The 24,796-nt window shown below is 54.2% G+C and carries 22 protein-coding genes; 8 read left to right on the top strand and 14 right to left on the bottom strand.

Annotated features, from left to right (window positions below; translation table 11 throughout):
• Positions 1-7: 7 nt before the first annotated feature.
• The 8 genes from fdx to trmJ form a co-directional block, all read right to left on the bottom strand.
• On the bottom strand, positions 8-343 hold the full coding sequence (fdx, locus tag NMD08_RS07140) for an ISC system 2Fe-2S type ferredoxin (RefSeq protein WP_003037690.1): 336 nt from the start codon (positions 341-343) through the stop codon (positions 8-10).
• 1 nt (position 344) lies between these two features.
• Positions 345-2,195: a Fe-S protein assembly chaperone HscA gene (gene hscA, locus NMD08_RS07135; RefSeq protein WP_151217659.1), complete on the bottom strand. Its 1,851-nt coding sequence runs from the start codon at positions 2,193-2,195 to the stop codon at positions 345-347.
• A gap of 15 nt (positions 2,196-2,210) precedes the next feature.
• Entirely contained in the window at positions 2,211-2,726 is a 516-nt protein-coding gene (gene hscB / locus NMD08_RS07130; protein WP_005120410.1) for a co-chaperone HscB, read from the bottom strand.
• Positions 2,727-2,801: 75 nt separating this feature from the next.
• The gene (iscA, locus tag NMD08_RS07125) at positions 2,802-3,125 is read right to left on the bottom strand and encodes an iron-sulfur cluster assembly protein IscA (RefSeq protein WP_003037681.1); all 324 of its coding nucleotides are present in this window, start codon (positions 3,123-3,125) and stop codon (positions 2,802-2,804) included.
• Between the two features lie 20 nt (positions 3,126-3,145).
• Positions 3,146-3,532 (bottom strand): Fe-S cluster assembly scaffold IscU, encoded by a 387-nt coding sequence (gene iscU / locus NMD08_RS07120; protein ID WP_002913991.1) that lies wholly within the window; start codon positions 3,530-3,532, stop codon positions 3,146-3,148.
• A 26-nt stretch (positions 3,533-3,558) separates the two neighbouring features.
• A complete protein-coding gene (gene iscS / locus NMD08_RS07115; protein WP_151217660.1) occupies positions 3,559-4,773 on the bottom strand; it encodes a cysteine desulfurase in 1,215 nt (404 codons plus the stop codon).
• Between the two features lie 242 nt (positions 4,774-5,015).
• Entirely contained in the window at positions 5,016-5,507 is a 492-nt protein-coding gene (gene iscR, locus NMD08_RS07110) for a Fe-S cluster assembly transcriptional regulator IscR (RefSeq protein WP_003037674.1), read from the bottom strand.
• A gap of 173 nt (positions 5,508-5,680) precedes the next feature.
• Positions 5,681-6,412: a tRNA (cytosine(32)/uridine(32)-2'-O)-methyltransferase TrmJ gene (gene trmJ / locus NMD08_RS07105; protein WP_210904477.1), complete on the bottom strand. Its 732-nt coding sequence runs from the start codon at positions 6,410-6,412 to the stop codon at positions 5,681-5,683.
• 118 nt (positions 6,413-6,530) lie between these two features.
• Between trmJ and suhB the strand changes: the two genes are divergently transcribed.
• Entirely contained in the window at positions 6,531-7,334 is an 804-nt protein-coding gene (suhB, locus tag NMD08_RS07100; protein ID WP_003037670.1) for an inositol-1-monophosphatase, read from the top strand.
• 72 nt (positions 7,335-7,406) lie between these two features.
• Here the strand turns inward: suhB and NMD08_RS07095 are convergent, their stop codons facing one another.
• Together NMD08_RS07095 and NMD08_RS07090 are read right to left on the bottom strand one after the other, a co-directional pair.
• On the bottom strand, positions 7,407-8,387 hold the full coding sequence (locus NMD08_RS07095; RefSeq protein WP_187253559.1) for a nickel/cobalt transporter: 981 nt from the start codon (positions 8,385-8,387) through the stop codon (positions 7,407-7,409).
• Entirely contained in the window at positions 8,378-9,016 is a 639-nt protein-coding gene (locus NMD08_RS07090; RefSeq protein ID WP_370619865.1) for a DUF1007 family protein, read from the bottom strand. The genes NMD08_RS07095 and NMD08_RS07090 overlap by 10 nt, the downstream gene beginning before the upstream one ends.
• Positions 9,017-9,436: 420 nt before the next feature.
• On the opposite strand from NMD08_RS07090, the gene NMD08_RS07085 reads away from it, so the two are divergent.
• The 7 genes from NMD08_RS07085 (at position 9,437) to csiE (ending at position 17,902) form a co-directional block, all read left to right on the top strand.
• Complete coding sequence (locus NMD08_RS07085) at positions 9,437-10,420, top strand: autoinducer 2 ABC transporter substrate-binding protein (RefSeq protein WP_003037665.1); 984 nt, start codon at positions 9,437-9,439, stop codon at positions 10,418-10,420.
• 103 nt (positions 10,421-10,523) lie between these two features.
• Positions 10,524-12,032, top strand: a complete 1,509-nt coding sequence (locus tag NMD08_RS07080; protein ID WP_370619863.1) for a sugar ABC transporter ATP-binding protein — start codon at positions 10,524-10,526, stop codon at positions 12,030-12,032.
• Entirely contained in the window at positions 12,025-13,014 is a 990-nt protein-coding gene (locus tag NMD08_RS07075; protein WP_151217664.1) for an ABC transporter permease, read from the top strand. Before NMD08_RS07080 ends, NMD08_RS07075 begins: the two co-directional genes overlap by 8 nt.
• Position 13,015: 1 nt before the next feature.
• Positions 13,016-13,969, top strand: a complete 954-nt coding sequence (locus tag NMD08_RS07070; protein ID WP_151224088.1) for an ABC transporter permease — start codon at positions 13,016-13,018, stop codon at positions 13,967-13,969.
• Positions 13,970-13,986: 17 nt separating this feature from the next.
• On the top strand, positions 13,987-15,624 hold the full coding sequence (locus tag NMD08_RS07065) for an FGGY-family carbohydrate kinase (RefSeq protein WP_149692231.1): 1,638 nt from the start codon (positions 13,987-13,989) through the stop codon (positions 15,622-15,624).
• The gene (locus NMD08_RS07060) at positions 15,621-16,220 is read left to right on the top strand and encodes an SIS domain-containing protein (RefSeq protein ID WP_151217666.1); all 600 of its coding nucleotides are present in this window, start codon (positions 15,621-15,623) and stop codon (positions 16,218-16,220) included. The genes NMD08_RS07065 and NMD08_RS07060 overlap by 4 nt, the downstream gene beginning before the upstream one ends.
• Before the next feature lie 404 nt (positions 16,221-16,624).
• Positions 16,625-17,902, top strand: a complete 1,278-nt coding sequence (gene csiE, locus NMD08_RS07055; RefSeq protein ID WP_151224090.1) for a stationary phase inducible protein CsiE — start codon at positions 16,625-16,627, stop codon at positions 17,900-17,902.
• On the opposite strand, the gene NMD08_RS07050 is transcribed toward csiE, so the two are convergent.
• The 4 genes from NMD08_RS07050 to NMD08_RS07035 all read right to left on the bottom strand — a co-directional run bounded on the left by NMD08_RS07050 (position 17,897) and on the right by NMD08_RS07035 (position 24,754).
• Entirely contained in the window at positions 17,897-19,045 is a 1,149-nt protein-coding gene (locus NMD08_RS07050; protein WP_370619860.1) for a 3-phenylpropionate MFS transporter, read from the bottom strand. The two genes, csiE and NMD08_RS07050, sit on opposite strands and share 6 nt — an antisense overlap.
• Positions 19,046-19,133: 88 nt before the next feature.
• Positions 19,134-19,976, bottom strand: coding sequence for an aldose 1-epimerase (locus tag NMD08_RS07045; protein ID WP_370619858.1), 843 nt, complete (start codon positions 19,974-19,976; stop codon positions 19,134-19,136).
• On the bottom strand, positions 19,976-21,415 hold the full coding sequence (locus tag NMD08_RS07040) for a sugar porter family MFS transporter (protein ID WP_151217670.1): 1,440 nt from the start codon (positions 21,413-21,415) through the stop codon (positions 19,976-19,978). Before NMD08_RS07040 ends, NMD08_RS07045 begins: the two co-directional genes overlap by 1 nt.
• A 72-nt stretch (positions 21,416-21,487) precedes the next feature.
• The gene (locus NMD08_RS07035; RefSeq protein WP_370619856.1) at positions 21,488-24,754 is read right to left on the bottom strand and encodes a DUF5107 domain-containing protein; all 3,267 of its coding nucleotides are present in this window, start codon (positions 24,752-24,754) and stop codon (positions 21,488-21,490) included.
• Between the last annotated feature and the right edge of the window lie 42 nt (positions 24,755-24,796).

Here is a 24,796-nt window from a genome sequence, read left to right as displayed (position 1 = left end):
CCCTCTGTTAATGCTCACGTGCATGATTGATTGTGTAACGTGGGATTTCGACCACTAAATCGTCCTCGGTGACGCGCGCCTGACAGCTTAAACGGCTCTCCGGCTCCAGTCCCCAGGCTTTATCCAGCATATCGTCTTCTTCTTCTGTGCTTTCCGGCAAAGAATCAAAACCTTCACGTACGATGCAGTGGCAGGTTGTGCAGGCACAGGATTTTTCACAGGCGTGTTCAATCTCAATACCGTTACGCAGGGCAACGTCAAGAATGGTTTCGCCGGTCTCAGCTTCCAGAACTGCGCCATCGGGACAGAGATCCTGATGAGGCAAAATAACAATCTTTGGCATATTAAACCTCGTCCACGGAATGGCCCTTCAGCGCGCTACGGACGGATTTGTCCATGCGGCGAGCGGCGAATTCCTGGGTTTGTTTGTCTACGTTTTTAATGGCTTGTTCTATCGCGTCAACATCGTCACCCTGTGCAACCTCGCTCAAATGCGCGGCGGCGGTGTCGATAGCCTGACGTTCTGCGGCGCTTAACAGCGCGGCATCAGCGTTCAGCGCACCGGATAAACTCTCCAGCACGCGTGCCGCTTCGACTTTCTGTTCTGCCAGCATACGCGCTTTAACGTCCTGCTCGGCAAAACTCATCGAATCCTGAATCATGGAGGCGATTTCACTGTCGGTCAGACCGTAGGACGGTTTAACCTGAATTGAGGACTCAACGCCGGTAGATTTTTCCATCGCGGTGACGCTGAGCAGGCCATCGGCGTCCACCTGGAAGGTCACGCGGATATGCGCGCCACCCGCCGGCAACGCCGGGATACCGCGCAGCGCAAAACGCGCCAGGGAACGGCAGTCCTGCACCAGCTCACGCTCGCCTTGCATCACGTGAATGGACATCGCGGTTTGGCCATCTTTAAAGGTGGTAAAATCCTGCGCGCGCGCCACCGGAATCGTGGTGTTACGTGGGATCACTTTCTCCACCAGACCGCCCATGGTTTCAAGACCAAGCGACAGCGGGATAACGTCCAGCAGCAGCATTTCGCTGTCCGGTTTATTTCCGACCAGAATATCTGCCTGGATTGCCGCACCAATAGCGACCACTTTGTCCGGGTCGATAGAGGTCAGCGGCGTACGGCCAAAAAATTCACCGACGCGTTCACGCACCAGCGGCACGCGTGTTGAACCACCGACCATCACCACTTCCAGCACATCCTGCGGCTCAACGCCCGCATCTTTCAGCGCGCGACGGCAGGCCAACAGCGTACGCTTAACCAGTGCGGAAATGAGTTCATTAAAGGTTTCACGGGTGATTTCACCCTGCCATCCCGCCACGTTAACCGTCACAGAATCGGCGTCGCTAAGCGCGATTTTCGCGGCAATCGCGGCATCCAGCAGCTCGCGCTGTACGCGGTTATCACTGCGATCGGCAACACCCGCCTGCTCGCGAATGTAATCTGCCAGCAGATGGTCAAAGTCGTCGCCGCCGAGCGCGGAATCACCGCCGGTCGCCAGCACTTCGAACACGCCGCGACTCAGGCGCAGAATAGAAATATCAAACGTGCCGCCGCCAAGGTCATAGACGGCGATCACGCCTTCCTGACCTGAGTCCAGGCCATAGGCGATCGCCGCAGCTGTCGGTTCGTTCAGCAAACGCAATACGTGCAGACCCGCCAGACGCGCAGCGTCTTTGGTCCCCTGACGCTGTGCATCGTCAAAGTAAGCCGGAACGGTGATCACCACGCCGTCCAGTTCTCCGGACAGCGATTCGGTTGCCCGCGCGGCCAGCGCTTTCAGAATGTCAGCGGAGACGCGCACCGGATTAAGCAAACCGGCAGCGGTTTCAATCATCGGCAAGCCATTTTCGCTTGCCTGGAAGGTATAAGGTAAATGCGGGTAACGCGCCTGGATATCCGTCAGAGAGCGGCCCATCATGCGTTTTACCGAACTGACGGTGTTTGCCGTATCCAGCGCGGCATTGGCGCGGGCATCGTAACCGACAGAGTAGCCCTGTTGCTGATAGTGAACCACTGACGGCAACAGGTGGCGACCTTCATGGTCTGCCAGCGTTTCGGCCTGGCCGCTGCGTACGGTCGCAACCAGGGAGTTGGTGGTGCCTAAATCGATACCTACCGCCAGACGACGCTGGTGCGGTGCGGCGCTCAGACCAGGCTCACTAATTTGTAATAAGGCCATTTTCGCTTCCGGAAATTAAAAATCGAGCAGTTTTTCTTCGAGTTGTTCTGCACTGCTTCGCAGTTTATCGAGAAAACGCAGTTTACGCACGGTATCTGCCGCCGCGTCCCACGTCTCGCTATCCAGTTGTTCCACCATCAATTGATGGCGTACGTTATACATTTCGCTAACGCGTTGCATAAACGTATCCAGACGTTGACTGTCTTTTGCCTGTTCAATTTCGTCCAGCTCTTCGCGCAGCTCCAGCTGTTCCATCAGGAACGCGGTGTCGCGCACCGTGTGTTGCTCGCTACGGATATCAAAGCCGTGTAAAGACAGTAAGTATTCCGCGCGCATCAAAGGATGACGCAGCGTTTGCCAGGCCTGGTTGATCGTGGCGGACTGCGAAACCGCAGCAAGTTGTTCCGCCTGGGAACCGCTGGCGAATTTATCAGGATGATACTGACGTTGTAGATCCTGAAAACGTAGGCTCAGCGCCTGAGTATCGAGCTGATAACGGGCCGGTAAGCCAAAGAGGGTGAAGTAGTCCATAACATTCTCAGGGTAGCCTGTTAGAACAAACCCCACACGTAGCAAAGCCACGGTGGGGTTTTCGGGTGACGCACGTTATACGTGGAAGCTTTCGCCACATCCACATTCGTCTTTCACATTCGGGTTAGTAAACTTAAACCCTTCGTTAAGACCTTCTTTGACGAAGTCTAACTGCGTACCGTCGAGGAATTGCAGGCTCTTACCGTCGACCACAACTTTAACGCCTTTGTCTTCAAACACGGTATCTTCAGCCGCCGGCTCGTCAACAAATTCCAGTACATAGGCCATACCTGAGCAGCCGGAGGTTCTCACGCCCAGACGCAGACCAAACCCTTTACCGCGGTTTGCCAGGAAGGTATTTACACGCGCTGCTGCACTGTCGCTTAAGGTAATCGACATAATAAAACCTCAACTCTTAATTATTTTGCTTCACGTTTGCTTTTGTAATCCGCAATCGCGGCTTTAATTGCGTCTTCAGCCAGAATAGAGCAGTGAATTTTCACCGGTGGCAGTTCAAGCTCGTCGGCGATATCGGTGTTTTTAATCGCCTGTGCTTCGTCCAGAGATTTCCCTTTCACCCATTCGGTAACCAGAGAGCTGGAGGCAATAGCGGAACCGCAGCCGTAAGTCTTGAAACGCGCGTCTTCAATGATACCTTCATTGTTGACTTTAATCTGCAACTTCATCACGTCGCCACAGGCCGGTGCACCCACCATGCCGCTGCCCACGTTCTCGTCGCTGTTGTCAAAAGAGCCCACGTTGCGTGGATTCTCGTAATGATCGATTACTTTTTCGCTGTAAGCCATGTTGAATTCTCCTTATTGGTGCCGAATTAGTGATGTGACCATTCAATACTGTTCAAATCCACGCCCTGTTTGAACATTTCCCACAGTGGGGAAAGGTCACGCAGACGGCCGATGGAGTTGCGAACCAGATTGATGGTGTAGTCAATCTCTTCTTCGGTAGTGAAACGACCTAAAGAGAAACGAATTGAGCTGTGTGCCAGCTCGTCGGTCATCCCCAGCGCACGCAGCACGTAGGATGGCTCCAGGCTTGCAGAAGTACATGCAGAACCGGAGGATACTGCCAAATCTTTCAGTGCCATAATCAGCGATTCGCCTTCAACATAGTTGAAGCTGACGTTGAGAATGTTCGGTGCGCCCTGCTCGAGATCGCCGTTAAGATACACTTCTTCCATATCTTTCACGCCGTCCCACAGACGGTTACGCAGGCTGCGCAGGCGCGCCATCTCTGTTTCCATCTCTTCTTTGGCGATACGATATGCTTCACCCATACCAACGATCTGGTGCACAGGCAGTGTACCGGAACGCATGCCACGCTCGTGACCGCCGCCGTGCATCTGGGCTTCAATACGAATACGCGGTTTACGACGCACGTACAGCGCACCGATACCTTTCGGGCCATAGATTTTGTGACCGGAGAAGGACATCAGGTCGACTTTCAGCTGGCTCAGATCGATAGGCAGTTTGCCCACGCTCTGGGTTGCATCGACGTGATAGATGATGCCGCGCGCACGGCACATTTCGCCGATAGTCGCGATATCCTGCACCACGCCGATTTCGTTATTCACGTGCATGATGGAGACGAGAATGGTGTCGTCACGCATTGCCGCTTCAAGTTCTTTCAGGTCGATAATGCCGTTACGCTGCGGGGCGAGGTAGGTGACTTCAAACCCTTCGCGCTCCAGCTGGCGACAGGTGTCCAGCACGGCTTTGTGTTCGGTTTTGCTGGTGATGATGTGCTTGCCTTTTTTCTGATAAAAGTTGGCTGCACCTTTGATCGCCAGGTTGTCGGATTCGGTCGCACCGGAGGTGAAAACAATCTCACGCGGGTCGGCACCCACCAGGTCAGCAATCTGATTACGGGCGATATCAACCGCCTCTTCAGCATGCCAGCCAAAACGGTGTGAACGGGAAGCTGGGTTACCAAAGTTTCCGTCCAGGGTCAGACACTGCATCATTTTCTCGGCAACACGCGGGTCCACCGGCGTGGTTGCGGAGTAATCGAGATAAATCGGTAATTTCATTGCTCTATAAACTCCGTACATCGCTTCAATGCAAGGAATCAGGCAACCGGCTGGATGTACGACCGAGTTAACGGGGCGTCTGGCACCCCGGCCTGATTCTAATATCTTATTATCTTTACCCTAAATAGTTCGTGTTGCAGCAAGGCGGCAAACTTGAGAGTGCCCAGGAGCTTACATCATGTAAGTGACTGGGGCGAGCAAGTGCGGCTAACGCAGTTGCGGCACGAAATATAACGGGCAAATTATGCGCGTAACTTAACGTCGATCGCGTCTTGTGCACGATTAGTGCGTGGAGCGTCATGTGTGTGCTGGCGACCAGACACATCCAGGACTTCCTGATTATTCACCAGTTCGCCCAACGTAATGTTGTTGAGGAAGCCGGTCAGACGATCGCTCAGATCGCGCCACAGCGCGTGGGTCAGGCATTTATCGCCGCCCTGACAACCGCCTTTGCCCTGGCAACGAGTCGCATCTACTGACTCGTCCACAGCGCTGATAACTTCACCTACTGCGATGCTGCCGGCATCTTTACCCAGCAGATACCCGCCGCCTGGCCCACGTACGCTGGAAACCAGACCGTTTTTACGCAAACGGGAAAACAGCTGCTCCAGATATGACAGGGAAATTCCCTGACGTTCAGAAATATCAGCCAACGGTACCGGGCCCGTTTCGGAGTTGAGCGCAACGTCCAACATTGCGGTCACGGCATAACGCCCTTTTGATGTCAGTCTCATGTCTTACTTAGCCTCAAACTCGCCCCTGCCCGGGGTTTTTTATTGTAAAATGGGGGTATTGCATAGCAGGGGCAAGTCTGACATTCCCGACTAAATCAGTCAACTATTTACTTGACTAATTTAGTCAGGTATTTAATCTTCAGTGCCATTTTTACTTGCCGGAGGCGTTACGTTTACTTGCCTTTATTCTGTTGCTCAATTGAAGCTAAAATTCCGCGCAAAATGTTCAGCTCCTGGCTCTCAGGACGTGCGCGCGTAAACAGACGGCGCAGCTTGTTCATCACCTGTCCCGGATGCCCTTCGCGGATAAACCCGGTCGACAGCAGCGTTTGTTCCAGATGACCGTAAAAACGCTCTAAATCATCGACCAGCGGGTACTCAGCGTCTTCGTATTCTGCGGTCTTCTCGCTTTCCTGCGTCGCCAGCCAGGCCATGCGCACTTCATAAGAAATGACCTGTACCGCCATCGCCAGATTCAGCGAACTGTATTCCGGGTTCGCGGCAATAGCGACGTGGTAATGGCACTTCTGCAGTTCTTCATTCGTCAGGCCAACGCGTTCACGACCAAACACCAGCGCCACGGGCGAACTCGTCGCTTCAGAGACGCTTTTTAAGCCGCATTCGCGCGGATCCAGCATCGGCCACGGCAGCGTACGGGAGCGCGCGCTGGTGCCTACCACCAGGCTGCAACCTGCCAGCGCTTCATCGAGAGTATCGACGATCTGCGCGCTGCCGATCACATCGCTGGCACCTGCCGCCAGAGCGATGGCCTGGGAATCCGGTTTAACCAGTGGATTTACCAACCACAGATTGGTTAAACCCATGGTTTTCATTGCGCGGGCTACAGAGCCCATGTTGCCAGTGTGAGAGGTTTCCACCAGCACAATTCGAATATTTTGCAGCATTGTATTTCTTCGGCTAAAGATTATTCGACCATATTATCATAAAACGAAGACATATTCCGAATTCGCTGCTATACTCTGCGCCGTTTTCCCGTTCTTTAACATCCAGTGAGAGAGACCGATGCATCCGATGCTGACCATCGCCGTGCGCGCAGCGCGCAAGGCGGGTAATGTAATTGCCAAACACTACGAAACCCCCGACTCTGTAGAAACCAGCCAGAAAGGCAGCAATGATTTCGTGACTAACGTCGATAAAGCCGCCGAAGCGATCATTATCGAAACTATTCGCAAATCTTACCCACAGCACACCATCATCACCGAAGAAAGCGGTGAGCACGCTGGTGAAGATCAGGATGTTCAATGGGTTATCGATCCACTGGATGGCACTACTAACTTCGTAAAACGTCTGCCGCACTTCGCGGTATCCATCGCAGTACGCATTAAAGGCCGTACTGAAGTCGCCGTTGTTTACGATCCAATGCGTAACGAACTGTTCACCGCAACTCGCGGCCAGGGCGCACAGCTGAACGGCTATCGTCTGCGTGGCAGCACCGCCCGCGATCTGGACGGCACCATCATCGCCACCGGTTTCCCGTTCAAAGCGAAGCAGCACGCTGCTTCTTATATGAAAATTCTTGGCAAAATGTTTACCGAGTGCGCTGACTTCCGCCGCACGGGTTCTGCTGCGCTGGATCTGGCTTATGTGGCCGCTGCGCGCGTTGACGGTTACTTCGAAATTGGTTTGAAACCCTGGGATTTCGCCGCAGGTGAGCTGATTGCGCGTGAAGCCGGCGCACTGGTTTGCGACTTCACCGGTGGTCATAACTACCTGGCGACCGGCAACATCGTTGCAGGTAACCCGCGCGTTGTTAAAGCCATGCTGGCTAACATGCGTGACGAACTGAGCGATGCGCTGAAGCGTTAATCTGCTGTGGTGCCGGATGCGACGCATTCGCGTCTTATCCGGCCTACAAGTCATACCATTCCGCTCACTAACCTAAAACGGTCTTATCCCTCGCCCTACCGGCACCGCGCTCATCCACATCACTACCGCTGCAACAATAAGCACTGCACCACCGGCTAATGCCAGCGTTGTCCAGCCAATCTGTCGCCACAGCACCGGCGCTTTATGTCCGCTAAGTCTCACCGCCAGTGAGCGAAAACTGTGTACCAGCAGAGCCAGTGACGTAATCGTCAAAGAGGTTCCTGCCGCCATCGCCAACGCCGACGCCATGCCCCAGCTAAAGACGCCAACCACTTTACTGAACAGCAGCACCATAATTGCACCAGAGCAGGGACGCATGCCCATGGAGAGAATAATCATCAGCCGCGCGCGCCAGTCATCTCCGCTTTGCAGTTGTTCCGGCTTGGGCAAATGCTGATGCCCACAACCGCAGCCCTCGTGATGCACATGGTGCGGCGTAAAAGCGGTGAATTTCGGCCGACGCAGCAGCTGGCGCAATTTCTTCAGCGCACGGACGCACAATAAAACGCCCAACATGCCAACCAGCGCATAACTTCCCTTCTCCAGCCAGAAACTGCTCATATGCAGCTGCCGGGCAGGCAGTTGAAGCACCGTGAGGACTACAACCACCAGTCCTATTGCCACCAGCCCCTGCAATAGTGAAGACGCCAGCGTCAGCCCAATGCTCGACTTGAGCTTCGACGGATGCGTCGCAAGCCAGGTCGTGATGACAATTTTGCCGTGCCCCGGCCCCAATGCGTGCAATACCCCATAAAGAAAGCTAAACAGCAGCAGAGATCCGCCCGCACGAGTGGGATTCGCGGCAACCGCTTTCAGCAACCCGCTCATCTGCTGGTTAACGTCGCGCTGCCAGACGACACTTTGCATCATTACCTGAGGCCAGGCTTGCCATAGCCACAGCCCCCCGCCTGTCGCCAGCAACAAAAAGACCGCCAGCGGCCATAGCGTGAGCCAACGGCGTCTGGCTGCGCGTTGTTGATAAACTACTGACATTGCAGCGTCACCGTCTGTGCAAACTGTTTACCCAATTCCATATCCTCCGGCGGAGCGTCTTCTTTATCCAGCGACTGCGCAAAGCTCAGCATGTGTTCATTCGGCGTCGGCGTATGCATTGAAATATGGCATTGCTGGCTTATAGTCTGCGAAAGCCGGGCGTCGCTGTCTTTGTCATAGCTCATATCGACGTAGTAGGTCGGATCGAAAGTTGAAATAGTATATTTTTGACCGCTCAGTGGTTGAGCTTCGGCCAGCGGCAGAACGAACGTCAGCACCGCCTGGTGTTCTTCACGATCCATGCCATATTCCGTCGGTCTGTTTTTAAACTTTACCTTTTTCCCATCGTGCCACACTTCGGTGAAATAGTGCTGCCCGAGAACGTTGGCCATCACTTCCGCCGCCAGTTTCTTCCAAATTTCATCGCCAGGTTTAGCATTCCCCGCGTCGTAGAGCAGATCCGCCGACGTGATTTCATCCATCGTCCAGCGCATTTTTAGCGCGACGAACCGATCATTCTCGCTCACGACTTCGGTTTTCAGATGAATAAAGCTGTGGGGATGCGCACCTGCGCCAAAGGACAGGACAGCGAGAAACAACGTCATAATGATACGTTTAACGCCTTGCATGAGTTCTCCACGTTAAAAATCAACACCGCCACAAATAATGATGCCGTATTTGGCGCAAGTGTGCCGAGGATACCATCGAACGAAAAAAAGTTGAGCACCCTTTTCCGGTATCGATTCAGTTCTCAATTTCGATAATTTATTCTTCATCAATGTCAGCCTAAATCCCTTTTTTACGCCACAACTTAAGTTAAATGAAAATAAAATGTTAATTAATGGTTTAATTTTAATGTTTTTTTAACTTTAAATTCATTCGCATCAATAAAAATCCGCTCAATTTTAACCAAAATATAACTGTTTATTTTCCATAAATTAACAATAACGGATATAGATCACATTCATCAAACTTGTGGTTCATTCCCTCTTCCATTCGTTGTTAACTTCACGCCGTGACATGTCCTGCCCCCTACAAAAGGTACAACTATGAAATTCAAACTCGCATTACTCAGTGCAACCCTAGTTTCTGCATGCATGTTGTCCGGCACGTCCTTTGCGGCGGAAAAATATGAAATTGCTGTGGTTGCCAAAGTCACCGGTATTCCTTGGTTTAACCGCATGGAAACCGGTGTTAACGAAGCAGCAAAAAAACTGGATGTGAACGCTTACCAGACCGGTCCGTCTACGCCGGATCCGGCACAGCAGGTCAAAGTGATTGAGGATCTGATCGCCAAAAACGTCAACGCGATCATCGTGGTACCGAACGATGCCAAAGTTCTTGAGCCAGTACTGAAAAAAGCGCGCGATAAAGGCATTGTGGTCCTGACGCACGAATCCCCGGACGAGCAAATCGGTCAGTGGGATATCGAAACCATCGATAGTGAAAAATACGCACAAGCCAACGTCGATGAGCTAGCAAAAAACATGGGCGGCAAAGGGGGTTATGCCATCTATGTTGGTTCGCTGACGGTCCCGCTGCATAACGCGTGGGCGGATTATGCAATCAAGTACCAGAAAGAAAAATATCCGGAAATGTTCGAAGTCACTTCACGTCTGCCGGTTGCGGAAAGCATCGATAAATCCTACGCCACGACGCTGGATCTGATGAAAACCTATCCGCAGATGAAGGGGATTATTGGTTTCGGCTCGCTGGGTCCAATCGGTGCGGGTCAGGCTGTACAGAAAAAACGCGCCAAAGATAAAATTGCCGTCGTCGGGATCGCCATGCCAGCACAAGCTGCGCCTTACCTGATGCGCGGTGATATCAAAAAAGCGCTGCTGTGGGATCCAAAAGATGCGGGCTATGCGCTGGTAACGGTCGCCGATCAGCTGTTGCAAGGCAAAGAAGTCAATGCCGATCTAAGTATCGACGGTTTAGGGAAAGCCGATATCGACACGGAGAAGAAAGTGATCCGCTTTAATAAGATCCTCGAAGTCACCAAAGACAACGCACAATCACTTGGTTTCTAAGGCTTTAGCCAACACCAGGGAACCTTAACGCCGACCGTCTGGTCGGCGCTATCAACCAAACTAACACTCAGCGTCCGTCAGGGCGCTCGCAGGGGTATTGTCCATGACAGACACCACCGCATTTATCACTCTTGAGAATATCAGCAAACAATTCCCGGGCGTGCTGGCGCTGGATAACGTGAATCTGACGCTGAGAAAAGGCGAAGTTCACTGTCTGGCGGGTCAAAACGGCTGTGGTAAAAGCACCATTATTAAAGTGATTTCCGGGGTTTATCACCCGGAAAAAGGCGCGCAGATTTTACTCGACGGAAAATTGTTCCATCACCTGACGCCGCAGCTCTCTTCCCATTATGGCATTCAGGTTATTTATCAGGACCTGTCGCTGTTCCCCAACTTTAGCGTCGCGGAAAATATCGCGGTCAACCGCTATCTGCCGGGCGGCGATATCTGGGTGCGTCGTGGTGCTATGAAACAGCAGGCGCTGGCCGCCATGAAGCGTATCGGTGTGAACATCGATCCCGACAAAAAAGTTGAAAAACTCTCGATTGCCGACCGACAGCTGGTCGCCATTTGCCGGGCGATTGCCGCCGATGCACGTCTGGTCATTATGGATGAACCCACCGCCTCGCTGACCCGTCAGGAGGTCAATGGCCTGCTGAAGGTGGTTAACGAACTGAAAGCGGCTGGCATTTGCGTGGTGTTTGTCAGCCATCGCCTGGATGAAGTAATGGAAGTCGCTGACCGCATCAGCGTGATGCGCGACGGCAAACTGGTGGGCACGTACCCTGCCAGCGAACTGTACAGCCACGAGCTGGCTTTCCTGATGACCGGACAACGCTTCCACTACAGCCCGCTGCCGGAGAAATCATTCGACGATCGAGAACCCCTGCTTGAGCTGCGCAACCTCAGCCGCAGAGGCAAATACCAGAACATTAATCTGTCGCTGCATGGCGGCGAGATTGTTTCCATTGTCGGCCTGCTGGGCGCCGGGCGTACCGAGCTTTGTTTGAGCCTGTTCGGCATGACGCACCCGGAAAGCGGCGAGATGCGTATTAACGGTCAGCCGGTCACGCTTCGTAATAACCACGACGCTATTAAGCACGGGATCGGCTACGTCTCAGAAGATCGCCTGACGCAGGGGCTGATCATGGAGCAGTCGATTTACGACAACACCATTGTCACGGTGTTTGATCAACTGCACACCGGTAGCGGCTTGCTCGATCATCGTAAAGCGCAAAAGCTGGTCGCCGATTTAATCCGCGAACTGAATATCAAAGTGTCCGATCCGCACCTGCCGGTCAAAACGCTTTCCGGCGGCAATGCCCAGCGTATCGCCATTGCCAAATGGGTGGCAACCAATCCGCGCATTCTGATCCTCGACTCCCCGACTGTTGGCGTGGATATCGCCAACAAAGAGGGTATTTACCAGATCGCCCGCGATCTGGCGGAACAAGGTATGGCGGTGCTGATGATTTGCGATGAAATTCCGGAAGCGTATTACAACAGCCACCGCGTGCTGGTGATGCGTCGCGGCAGGCTGGTGGCGGAATTTAATCCTCATCACTGCCGTGAAGAGGAGATTGCTGAAGTGGTCGAGGTAATCAATGAATAAGATGCATCTCTCCCGTTTAATCGGGCAACATGAATTCTGGCTGGGCCTGCTGGTCGTGGCGCTGGCGGTTGGGCTAAGTGTCAGCACCGATGAGTTCCTCTCGCTCGGCAATCTGACAGATGTGGCCACCAGCTACGCGATTCTCGGCATTCTTGCCTGCGGGTTGTTTGTGGTGTTGATTTCCGGCGGGATCGACATCTCATTTCCGGCGATGACCGCAATTGCCCAGTATGCGATGGCCAGTTGGGTGATCGGCCACGGCGGCAACTTCGCACTGGCGTTAACCATTGCGATTGCGGTGGGGCTGCTTCTTGGACTGATTAATGGCTTCCTGGTCTACTGGCTGCGCGTTCCGGCAATCATCATTACCATCGCCACGCTTAACGTCTACTACGGCCTTCTGGTTTACACCACCAAAGGCACCTGGCTGTACGGTTTCCCTGACTGGTTTATGAACGGCATTAACTGGTTGTCGTTCACCGCGGCAGATGGCTACGACTACGGCCTGACCCTGCCTCTGCTGTGCCTGGCGGCGGTGATCGTCTTTACCGCTGTGCTGATGAACTATACCCGTCTTGGCCGTCAGGTTTACGCCATGGGCGGCAATCGCGACGCAGCGTCACGCCTCGGTCTGAACCTGCTGAAGCTGCATTTCTACGTGTATGGTTACATGGGGATTCTGGCAGGCATTGCCGCCGTGGTTCAGGCGCAAATTACCCAGTCAGTTGCGCCCAATTCGCTGCTCGGTTTTGAGCTGACGGTGCTGGCGGCGGTCGTACTCGGCGGAACCAGCATGAGCGGCGGACGCGGTACGTTGACCGGAACCCTGCTCGGCGTTGTCCTGCTCGCCTTCTTACAAAATGGTCTGACGCTGCTCAGCGTCTCCTCTTACTGGCACACCGTGTTCAGCGGCGCCATTATCCTGGTCAGCATTAGTGCCACGGCCTGGAACGAAAAACGCAAACTGGCAAGGGAGCTTTGAGATGAAAACAATCGCCAGATTTTTACCCGGTGATGCCATCATTCGTCTGCAATGCGTCATTATTGTGGTCGTTGCCGTGGTCTTCTCAGCCCTGCTTGGCAGCCGCTTTTTTAGCGTCGCTAACTTCCAGTCGATAGGCTCACAGTTACCGATCCTCGGCATGCTGGCCCTCGGAATGGGTATGACCATGCTGACCGGCGGCATTAACCTGTCAATTATTGCCGGAGCGAACGCCTGCTCGCTGGTGATGGCAGCGATTATCGTCACCCATCCGGATAACCCGCTGTTTCTGGTGCTGGCGCTGCTGGCAGGCGCTGCCGTGGCGGTGGCTATCGGTACGCTCAACGGCGCGCTGATTGCCTGGGTCGGCGTCTCACCGATTCTCGCCACCCTCGGCACGATGACACTTATCTCCGGGCTGAATATTCTGCTCTCCAACGGGACGGTGATTTCGGGTTTCCCGACTGCCATTCAGTATCTTGGTAACGCCACGATTGCGGGTATTCCGGTGGCGCTGTTGCTCTTTTTCCTGGTGGCAATCCTGCTATGGGTACTGCTGGAGCACACCACGCTGGGGCGCAGTCTTTATCTCGTCGGCTCCAATGAACAGGCTACCCGCTACAGCGGCGTGAATACCGTGCGGGTACAAATTTCCGTGTACGTTATTTCAGCCCTGCTCGGCTGGGTCGCCGCCATTCTGATGATGGCGAAATTCAACTCGGCAAAAGCCGGATACGGTGAGTCCTACCTGCTGGTCACCATCCTTGCCTCCGTACTCGGCGGCATCAATCCGGATGGCGGCTTCGGACGCATTATCGGCCTGGTATTGGCGCTGATTGTGCTGCAAATGCTGGAAAGCGGCCTTAACTTGCTGGGGGTTAGCAGCTATCTGACGATGGCGCTGTGGGGCGCGGTGCTGATCCTCTTTATCGCATTACAGAATCGTAAAGCCTGATTTCAGGAGAAAAAATTATGGCAAGTTACTTTATTGGTGTGGATGTCGGAACCGGAAGCGCCCGCGCTGGCGTGTTTGATCTCAACGGCAGAATGGTCGGTCAGGCCAGTCGGGCCATCGAAATTTACCGTCCGCAGGCCGATTTTGTTGAGCAGTCTTCCGATAACATCTGGCAAGCAGTGTGTAACGCGGTTCGCGATGCGATTAACCAGTCGGATATCAACCCTATCCAGGTGAAAGGTCTGGGCTTTGACGCGACCTGTTCACTGGTGGTGTTGGATAAAGAAGGTAAACCGCTGACCATCAGCCCGTCCGGGCGCAGTGAACAAAACATCATTGTGTGGATGGATCACCGCGCTATTACCCAGGCCGAACGCATCAACGCCCTGCATCATCGGGTGCTGGACTACGTTGGCGGCATTATTTCGCCGGAAATGCAGACGCCAAAGCTTCTGTGGCTGAAGCAACATATGCCCAATACGTGGGCCAATGCAGGTTATTACTTTGACCTGCCCGATTTCCTGACATGGCGCGCAACGGGCGATGACACGCGCTCATTGTGTTCAACAGTGTGCAAATGGACCTACATGGGCCATGAAGACAAATGGGATGCCAGCTATTTCCGCCAGATTGGGCTGGAAGACTTGCTGGAACATGATGCCGCCAAAATTGGCCGTTACGTGAAAACTATGGGCGAACCGCTTGGTCACGGGCTGTCAGCACGCGCCGCCAGCGAAATGGGGCTGATACCCGGAACCGCGGTCAGCGTTTCGATCATCGATGCCCACGCCGGTACGCTCGGCACGCTTGGTGCCTGCGGTGTTTCCGGCGAGGTGGCTGATTTCGATCGCCGCGTCGCACTGATTGGCGGCACCTCCACCGGGCACATGGCGATTTCCAAAGAGCCACGTTTTATCGGCGGTGTCTGGGGGCCTTACTACTCAGCAGTACTGCCGGAGTACTGGCTCAACGAAGGTGGACAGTCAGCAACCGGGGCGTTAATCGACCACGTAATTCAGTCGCATCCCTGTTACGAAACCTTGTTGACCCAGGCGAAGTCTCAGGGGCAAACCATTTATGAAGTACTGAATGCACTGCTGCGTAAAATGGCCGGAGAGCCGGAAGATATCGCCTTTCTGACCCGCGACATGCACATCTTGCCCTATTTCCACGGCAACCGCTCGCCGCGTGCCAACCCCACACTCACGGGGGGGATCACCGGACTGAAACTGTCGCGCACGCCGGAAGATATGGCGCTACAGTACCTCGCGACCATCCAGGCTATTGCGCTGGGAACGCGCCATATTATTGAAACGATGAATCAAAGCGGCTATACCATCGATACGATTATGGCCAGCGGCGGCGGAACGAAAAACCCGATCTTCGTCCAGGAGCATGCCAACGCCACTGGCTGCGCCATGCTACTGCCTGAAGAGAGCGAAGCCATGCTGCTGGGCGGCGCCATGATGGGGACTATCGCCGCAGGCGTATTCGACACCTTCCCGGAAGCGATGTCGGCAATGAGCCGGATTGGTAAAACGGTCACCCCGCAGACCAATCGCATCAAGCAGTACTACGATCGCAAATATCGGGTGTTCCACGAGATGTATCAGGACCATATGAAATACCGCCAGTTGATGCAGGAGGACGCATGAGTGATTCATGGTCTCAGGCCAGCGGCGTATTCCAGCTCTATAGCGATGCCCTTGCGGGTCTGGGGCAGCATTTGACTGAACCGCTCTGGCAGTCGCTGATGGCGGAGTTGCGCGGTTGTCAGGGTAAAATCGTCGTTACCGGCGTCGGTACATCCGGTATTGCGGCGCGTAAAGTCGCGCATATGCTTGCCTGCGTGGAACGTCCGGCGATTTATCTCAACGCGACGGATGCAGCGCATGGCGATTTGGGCTTCTTACGCGCTAACGACCTGGTGATTATGCTGTCGCGTGGGGGAAATTCGGATGAACTCACCCGACTGCTGCCAGGGCTAACAGCGAGGAATGTGCCAATCCTGAGCGTGACTGAAAACGCCGATTCGGCCATCGCTAAAGCGTCGAGGCTGGTGATATCCACCGGTGTCCAGCGAGAGGCTGACCCGTTGAACATGTTGGCTACCACCTCTATTTTACTGGTGCTGGCTATCTTTGACGCCGCCTGTGCCTGTCTGATGAGCGAGAGCGGCTACTCAAAGGAAACGCTGCTGGCGGTCCATCCGGGCGGCGATGTGGGATTAACGCTAAGTCGTGGGCGGTAACGCCAGACAGCTGTTACGGAGGTAATGAATTTGTTGCCTCCGTCGTATTGCTACGTTCACCTAAAATTTTCACTTCTCTGAAACGATATTCCCTGTGAACGTGTTAAGGGTATCAGCGCTTCAGAGAAATGACACTGCTGAGGTGAACGGAACCCTTTCTCTGCGAGAGCATGTTCATACCACCCTCCGCCAGCATTCCCCCCTCTGGCATTTTTTATATCTCAACAAAAGATAAAACAGTGAAAAAGCGGATTAACGCGCTGCGTTCCACTCCCGCTATCTGATCCCCACGTGAAAAATTCTGTGACGCCCTCCAGCATTCCTGGTGGAAAGCATTCCATTCCCCAAATCTATGAGCAAACTTTAGCTATTCTTATCAAACATACTTACGGGAGATCCTACAGATGATGTCAACGCTTGCTCCGCCATCTGTACTTTCCGCTCCCCAGCGCCGTTGCCAGGTACTGCTGACGCTTTTCCTGCCCGGCCAAATCGCTACGGCTCAAACCTTTACCAGCCTCAATGGCGTTGATGATGCCACGGTCCAGGAAGATATTATTGGCGCAGGACTCGAAATCCAGCGTTATCATCGACTCGCGATTACCATCGCGCAACATGGTGGCTATACGATCGAAGGAACTCCGCTCAATCAGCGCCTGTGTCTGTTGCAGTGGCTGCGCCGTGGTTTGCGAATTTGCCCGACTTTTATCGCCCAGCATTTCACGCCCGCATTAAAAATGGAGCTGAAACAACGAGGTATTGCGCGGACGCTGTATGACGACACCAACCTGCATGCGCTTATTAACCTCTGTTCCCGGCGCTTGCAAAAACCCTTTGAGTGCCGTGATATTCAGTTCCTGCGCTTGTATTTACAGTATTGCCTGCTGCAACATCACGCAGGGATCACCCCGGAGTTTAATCCGCTCCAGCAACGGTGGGCGCAATCCTGCGCTGAGTATCCGCTCGCCGAGGAAATTGGCCGCCACTGGCAGCGCCACGTCATGCAAAGTGCGCCGCTGGGCGAATCGTTGTTTATGGCGTTGTTATTCTCAATGATCCGCATCCCCGACCCTATCCGCGATAATCACCAGCAGGATCGCCGCCTGCGTCTTGCTATTGCTCGGCTGGTGCTGCGTTTTCGCGAGTATGGCAACGTCCGCTTCAGCGATGAGCAAGGACTGAATGACCAGCTTTATATTCATCTTGCCCAGGCGCTTAACCGTAGCGTATTTGCCATTGGCATTGATAACACACTGCCGGAGGAGTTCAGCCGACTTTATCCCCGACTGGTACGTACCACCCGCGAGGCGATACACGGCTTCGAAGCGGAATACGACGTGCAGTTTTCAGAAGAAGAGATCGGACTGGTGGCGGTTATTTTCGGTGCGTGGCTGATGCAGGAGAAGGATTTGCACGAGAAGCAGATTATCCTGCTGACCGGTAGTAACGAACAACTCGAAATGCATATAGAACAACAGCTGCGCGAACTAACGCTGCTGCCGCTCAACGTAAAACATATGCCAATGCAGGACTTTCAAAAAGAGGGCGCGCCGCGCGGTGTAACGCTGATCGTCACACCATACACTACGCCGCTGCCGCTGTTTTCACCGCCGTTGATTCATGCGGATCTGGCGCTGACGTCTCACCAGCAGCAGCAGATCCGCAAAATCCTCGAATCATAACGTTGCAGGCTGCGCCACCACTTTCGGGCGCAGCACGATAGCCGGTAGCGCCACCAGCGCCATCACCCAGAATACGCCGCTGCCCAGGTTCTGGTACAGGTAACCGGCGAAGACGGTCATGATGGCGATACTGCCGCCCATCGCCACCGCAGAATAGACCGCCTGTAAACGAATCACTTCACTGCCCTGTCGCGCAGCAATGTAACGCATTGCCGCCAGATGGCAGACGGTAAACGTTCCGCAATGCATGATTTGCACAACAATCAGCCACGGGAGCTCTGTGCTCCAGCCCATCAGCCCCCAACGAATCACGCCGCAAACGGCGGAAAGCAGCAGCAGATCGCGGGCGCTAAAGCGGCGGAACAACTTATGGCTGAGCGCAAAAATAATCACTTCCGCCACCACACCTAATGACCATAAATAGCCCACCGCCGAAGCGGAATACCCGGCAGACTGCCAGTAAATGGCGCTGAAACCGTAATAAGCAGCATGCGCGCCTTGCAGCAGACTCACGCAGGCCAGAAAACGCCAGCTTTGGGTTATCAGCGCGCGCCAGGCGGGCCATCCCGCACTCTCCTGCTGACGGGTTTCACCTGCGGGCTGCACGGTCGGGCGAATCATCATGCCCAGCAGCATCGAGGCGATGCCAAGCGACAGCAGGACCAGGATAATCCGATAGTCAAACAGGCTCACCAGCTTACCGGTCAACGCAGAGCCGATCACAAAGGCCACGGATCCCCACAACCGTACCCGACCGTAATCCATGGTTATCTGTTTTTGCCAGGTGTTGGCCAGTGCGTCGGTCAGCGGCACCAGCGGCGAGAAAAACAGGTTAAAGCCGACCATCACCACCATCAGCCACGCCACGTTGGTTCCCGCCCAGAAGGCCAGCGCAAACACCAGCGTCAACAGGGCCAAAATACGTAAAGCTGAGATCAGACGAGAGGGATCGCTTACGCGCGGCGCAATCAGTAAACTGCCGAGAAAACGGGCAATCAACCCAGTCCCCAACAGTAAACCAATCGTTTCCGGCGTCAGCCCCAGCCCTTCGAGCCAGACGCTCCAGAAAGGCAGAAAAATACCGTAGCTAAAGAAGTAAGTAAAATAACCGAGCGCCAGCCAGCGCGTGGAATGCAAAGCCATGAATCCCTCCCGTTTGGTGGCGATAGTCTGGCGACAAACGCTGGCTGGCGCAAGAGTGCATTAACACGCAGATAACATGATATTGGCCCTATTCGACGCAAATTTGCATCGTAAAATGGCAGCGTTCTCCCTGCGCTAAAACCTGCAACCCCGGCTGCCCCTGCATGTGGTGGGCATTCACCGGATGCGTCTGCGGCTCCAGGCACAGAAACGGCTCACCCGACATTCTGAACAGCATCAACCACGGAGTTTGCGCTAAAATCGTGATTTTCATCACGTTCCGCTGAATAACAGCCCGTCCGCTCCAGCCAGAATAACCGACGTTCAGCCAGCGATCCTCACCGTATTGCGTGCGCATGAAATCCGCTGCTGGCGGAAGGACACTTTGCCATTCCAGCGGCAGATGCTGTTCCCCCTCCGGCCAGTAGCCGCTGGCGGTGAACTGCGCCGTACTGTGCTTATCAAAGGCGAAAAATGGATGAAACCCGCAGCCATAGATCATGGGCTGCTCACCGCAATGGGTAAGCGTCAACGAGGCATGCAGGCTTGAGGTTTCCAGTTGATAGCAAAGCTGCGCCGTATAGTCGTAGCCACAGGGATGCCAACTGCGCAACTGCAGCAAACAGCCGCTTTGGGTAGCGGTAATAATCTGCCAGCGTTGCAACCAGCCGTCACCGTGCAGGAAGAAAGTATCATCTGCGTCATGCTGAGGTAAAACCACCTCTTCACCACGTAGCTTAAAACGATTGCCCGCTACCCGATTTGCGACAGGCAGCATCGGAAACAAGCCGCAATCCCCCGGTTGCTGGCCCTGGCCTTCGCGTAAAACGGCCTGTTGATGTTGTAACGACACCAGACTCAATAGCGAACCGCCTTGCGGATCGACGCACATCCGCAGATGTGCGTTTTGTAGCGTCAGCAGACCATCCATCAGCGGGCGTTTCGCGGTTGAGCTGATGCGCCAACTTTTGTATGCTGCGCCGCCAGTTGCTCCTCCAGCGCTTCCAGCGTCACGCCTTTGGTTTCCGGTACATTACGCAGAACATAGATGAAGCCCATCGCGCAAATCACACCGTACAGCAGGAAGCTTCCCGACGCGCCAAGACTCGCATTGAGCAGCGGGAAGGTATAGGTTAGCAGGAAGCAGGCAATCCACAGCGCCAGTGTACCGAGCGACATTGCCAGCCCGCGTACGCGATTGGGAAAAATCTCCGACAGCAGCACCCAGGTCACCGGGGCCAGCGTCAGGGCATAAATCGCGATCGCCGCCAGAACCAGAACCAGAACCGGCCAGCCCATAATGCCCAACCCGTACGCCCCGGCAATCAGGACATAAATAACCGTCAATCCTGACGCGCCGAACAACATCAGTTTACGACGGCCAATTTTGTCCACTAACGGCAGGGCGGCAAGAGTAAAGACCAGATTGATGATCCCCGTCGCCACGATCGATTTTAACGTACCGTTGATGTCGAATCCGGCGGAGGCGAAGATCTCCTGCGCATAGTTGAAAATAACGTTGATCCCACACCACTGCTGGAACACCGCCAACACCATACCGATAATCACGATCGGTTTAATTTGTGGTTGTAACAGCGTTGACCACGCGACTTTGTGGTTATCTTTTTGCAATGTATGTTCAATCTCTTTCAGCGTTTGCCCGGCATATTCCGCCGAACCAATGCGCTGCAGCATGGCACGAGCACGATCGACTTTGCCTGCTTTCACCAACCAACGCGGTGATTCAGGCACAAAGAACATTAGTACCAGGAAAATTACTGCGGGCACCAATTCCGCACCAAACATCCAGCGCCAGCCCGTCTGACCGTTCCAGCTTTCCACAATCGCCTGCTGCGTGGCGCCTGTGGCGACAGGTTCGGCTATCATCAGGTTGATAAGCTGCGCCGCCAGTACGCCAATCACAATGGTGAGCTGGTTAACGGCAACAAAGCGACCTCGCTTTTCCGCCGGGCTAACCTCGGCGATATACAGCGGGCTTAGCGCAGACGCCAGACCAATCCCAACACCACCCACGATACGATAGACAATAAACATGTCGAAATGACTGGCGACGGCGGTTCCCCATGCGGAAGCGCTAAACAGGATCGCCGAGAGAATCAGCGGCATCTTTCGACCAAACTTATCGGCGCACCAGCCGGAAATCAGTGCACCAAATACACAACCGACCAGCGCGGAACTCATCGCCCAACCGGATTGCGCCGGATCGGTAATCGAGAAATACGCTTCATAGAAAGGTTTTGCCCCGCCGATTACCACCCAGTCATAGCCAAACAGTAAACCACCGCAGGCCGCAACCAGGCAGATAGTCCAGACGTAACCAATCTTTAAATGTGTCTGCGCGTTATTCATTATGATTCCTCTTTCAGGGAAACGCAGGGGACAGAAGGTTTCGGGTGAGGTCGCCCCCACCCATTTCAGGTATTACTGGAAAAGCCTTACGTTAATGGCGTGACGCAGCAGTAATGCCTTGTCATGCGCCGGATTAAGTTGCAGGAGTTCATCAAGATCACGCTGACAGGCTGCGCTATTTCCCAACCCCAGATGCCCAAGCGCATTGATAAACAGGCAGTGTTGCTGGTGTTTTGCTTGTGCAGAGGTATCCAGCACCACCAGATCGGGTAGCGATACAGCAAAGAAATCGACATCCGGCACGTTGTCGCGATTCAACTCAACCCATTGCAGGAAGCTGTTGAACAGAACATCCGCCTCTGCATCTTCGCCAAGTTTTCTCTGCGCCATTCCTTGCCAGAAGAGATAGTCCACCGGCTGGTCGTTGTAGTAACGTCCTGCATCCAACGAGCTACCGCCACGCGTCGCACGGGAGAAGTAGCGCTGAGACTCGTCAAAATGGCCTTGTTGCTGCGCGCAATGCCCCAGCAAATACCAGATGTCATTATCCGTTTGTCCGGGTAAACGTCCCTCGCCGAGGTTTTGCGGATAGTGCAGCGCCTGTTGCAGCTGCATAATAGCCGTTTGCGGGTCGCCGGACTGCACGGCAGCCAGCGCGCGATGCAATTGATTAAGCAGATATTGCCCGGTGGCTTTGCCTTCACCGCCTTCCCACGGATGGAACACCCGCTCGCGTAATACTGCGGCAGCATCGTCATAGCGCCCCAATCCATTCCATAGGCTGAGCAGTTCCACCGTCAGATCATCACGCTGGAAGACAATCTCTTTGCTGGCTTCCAGTCGCTGCAGGCGCTGTTCAACCGGTTGTGCCATCAGCTTATTGAGATAGTCGAGTTCAAACAGGAAGCGGGCATTTTGCGGATCCAGCGCCACAGCCTGCGACAGATACTGTTTCGCCTGCTGAGCATCGTGCAGTTTGTTCCAGGCGTAGATACCCAGTAAACGATGCACCGGGGCAAAATCTGCTTCCTGCGCAAGCGTAAATTGCCAGCAGTCAACGGCCTCGGCATAACGTCGTTTGCTGTACCAGAAACAACCGAGTAAATAGCGAGCAAATGCGCTCTGTTCGAGGCTCTGCAGCATCTGCACTTCATCCAGCGTATTAGGGAAACGGACGCGGTTTTGCAGGCACGCGCGGGCTCGCTCAATGAAAGGTTGCGGGTCGTCGCTCAGTGAGGCGCGCCACAGCATCGGCAGCGTTTCCTGGCTGTCGAGCAGTTCCAGCACACCACGGGCAGCATCCTTTTGTCCGAAAGAGGTCAGCCAGCCCGCCAGTTCACACGCATTGGTCCCGCGACACCCGGTAATCGAAATCAGTGCTTGCGCCGTCGCCTCATCCTGGCAGATAGCCCAGCGCGCATAGTGCAGGGTATAACTGAGCGGATAATCCACCAACTGTTGGCGGATATAGTCCAGCGCTTGTTCACGACGATTAAGCCTGGACAGCACCAGCGCTTTTAGCCCCATCGCCAGGTTGTTACTGCCGTTAAAGCGTAAGCTCTGCTCGACCTTTTCCAGTGCACCGGCGTAGTCCTGACGCTTCATCGCCAGACGCGCTAACGACCAGAATGCCGCATCCCGACAGTTACCGCTCCAGCTTGCCTTAAAATAGTTATCCCAGGCGCTGTCATCATCGCCCTGACGTTCCTGTGCGGCGGCCAGCAACATACTGGCCTCACCATCCCGTGGATTCTTATTGAGCTTATGCGCTCGCTCCAGCGCTTTACCCGCACAATGTTCTGCCAACCCCCAGTCCGCGCGGTTTAACGCCAGCGTTCCGAGGGCAACATTATTGCGATAATCCAGCGGGTCAACCTCCAGCGCGCGACGATAATAATCTTCGGCATAGCGGCTGGCGTGGTTGTACTGCTCCAGATGCTGACCAATGAAATAGAGTTCATCGGTATTAGACAGCGCTTCTGGTCGTGCTGGCGCGACGGCCGCTGAAGGTAGTGGTAACTCTTGCGCGATGTGCTCTTTGTACTGCAAAAGCGAAGTACCATCGGCACCAGTGACAGTCATCGTTACCCGCGCATGGTTATTGTCAGACACATCAGCCAGCCAACTTTGTCCAGGCTCCAGGGTCAGCGTATGCTCATAGAACGGTTGCCCATCTGCAGAAAGCGTAACCTGCACGTCGCACAGCGGCGCAATCGCATAAACCCCCACTGATAGCTGATTACTCTCACGTACCAGGCGCAGTGCCAGTTGCGTGCTGGCGTTTTGCACCATGCCCAGTTCGCTGTAGGGCAGGAAGTTTTGTACGAAGACTTTCTCTTCATACGGCGCAAGCCAGGTGAAATCCGGCTGGTTGTCGGTAAAGACCCCGGTCATCAGTTCAATATACGGACCGTTGTCATCGGTAAGGTTACGATCCCAGGCAACGCCAAAGTCGCCATAGCCCCAGGTCCACTGTTTTTTCCCTGGCGAAACGTGGTGATCGGCCACATGCAGCAGCCCGCCTCGCTCACCGTGATGCCATGCACCAACAAAATCATAATCTGATTTTTCAGCCATGTAGGAGGTCGGTACAGGAACGTTTTTGTAGCGCGAGATATCCACGCCAGCCGAGTAGTCCACTTTGTAGTATGTGCCGGTGGCCATGGGAAATGCAGAAACATCGCGCTTACCGTGGTCAAATACTGCGGTCACATCCGGCGGAAACACGCTCTGATGATCGTCACCGCCCTTCACCGCTGGATTCGCCCACCATAAAAAATGGCGCGGCGTGGCGTTACCATTAAACACCTTCCCGGTTATCTCGATCAGAGCGCGATCCGGATACAGCGTAAATCCGGTCATCACCTGTAAACCGCGCATAGGTTCTACTTCACCCATCCATACAGTATATTCGCCATGCTCACCCTGCTGCTGCGTAAAATCGACCGGCATAAAAGTGGTTGGGCGATGATGCTGCGGCCAGTTAAATTCAATGCCACCAGAGATCCACGGTCCAAGCAAACCAACCAGAGCGGGCTTCACCACTTCGTTGTAGTAGACAAAATCGCGCTGCTGTACTTTGTCATACGCTCGATGAATACGCCCGCCTAACTCCGGCAACAGCATGACGCGAATGAAGTCATTCTCCATCCACACCGCCTTGTAGTCGCGCATTTCACGTTTGCCGGTCAGCGTATCAATCACGCCATACGGATACACCGCGCCAGAAGATCCCTGATAAACCCTTTTCTCCAGAAACATGGGGTTAGCGTCTTCTTCACCCGCCGTCCACGTTGGGAGGGTGATCGTTTCTTGCCAGACTTTAACTGAACCGTACATGCCGCTCTCCACTCAATAAACAAAAGTAAAAATTCAACTTGA

It is taken from the genome of Citrobacter meridianamericanus (assembly GCF_041320245.1).
GTDB lineage: Bacteria > Pseudomonadota > Gammaproteobacteria > Enterobacterales > Enterobacteriaceae > Citrobacter > Citrobacter meridianamericanus.
Note: the sequence above shows the minus strand (reverse complement) of the source record. Positions and strands in the feature narration are given on the sequence as shown.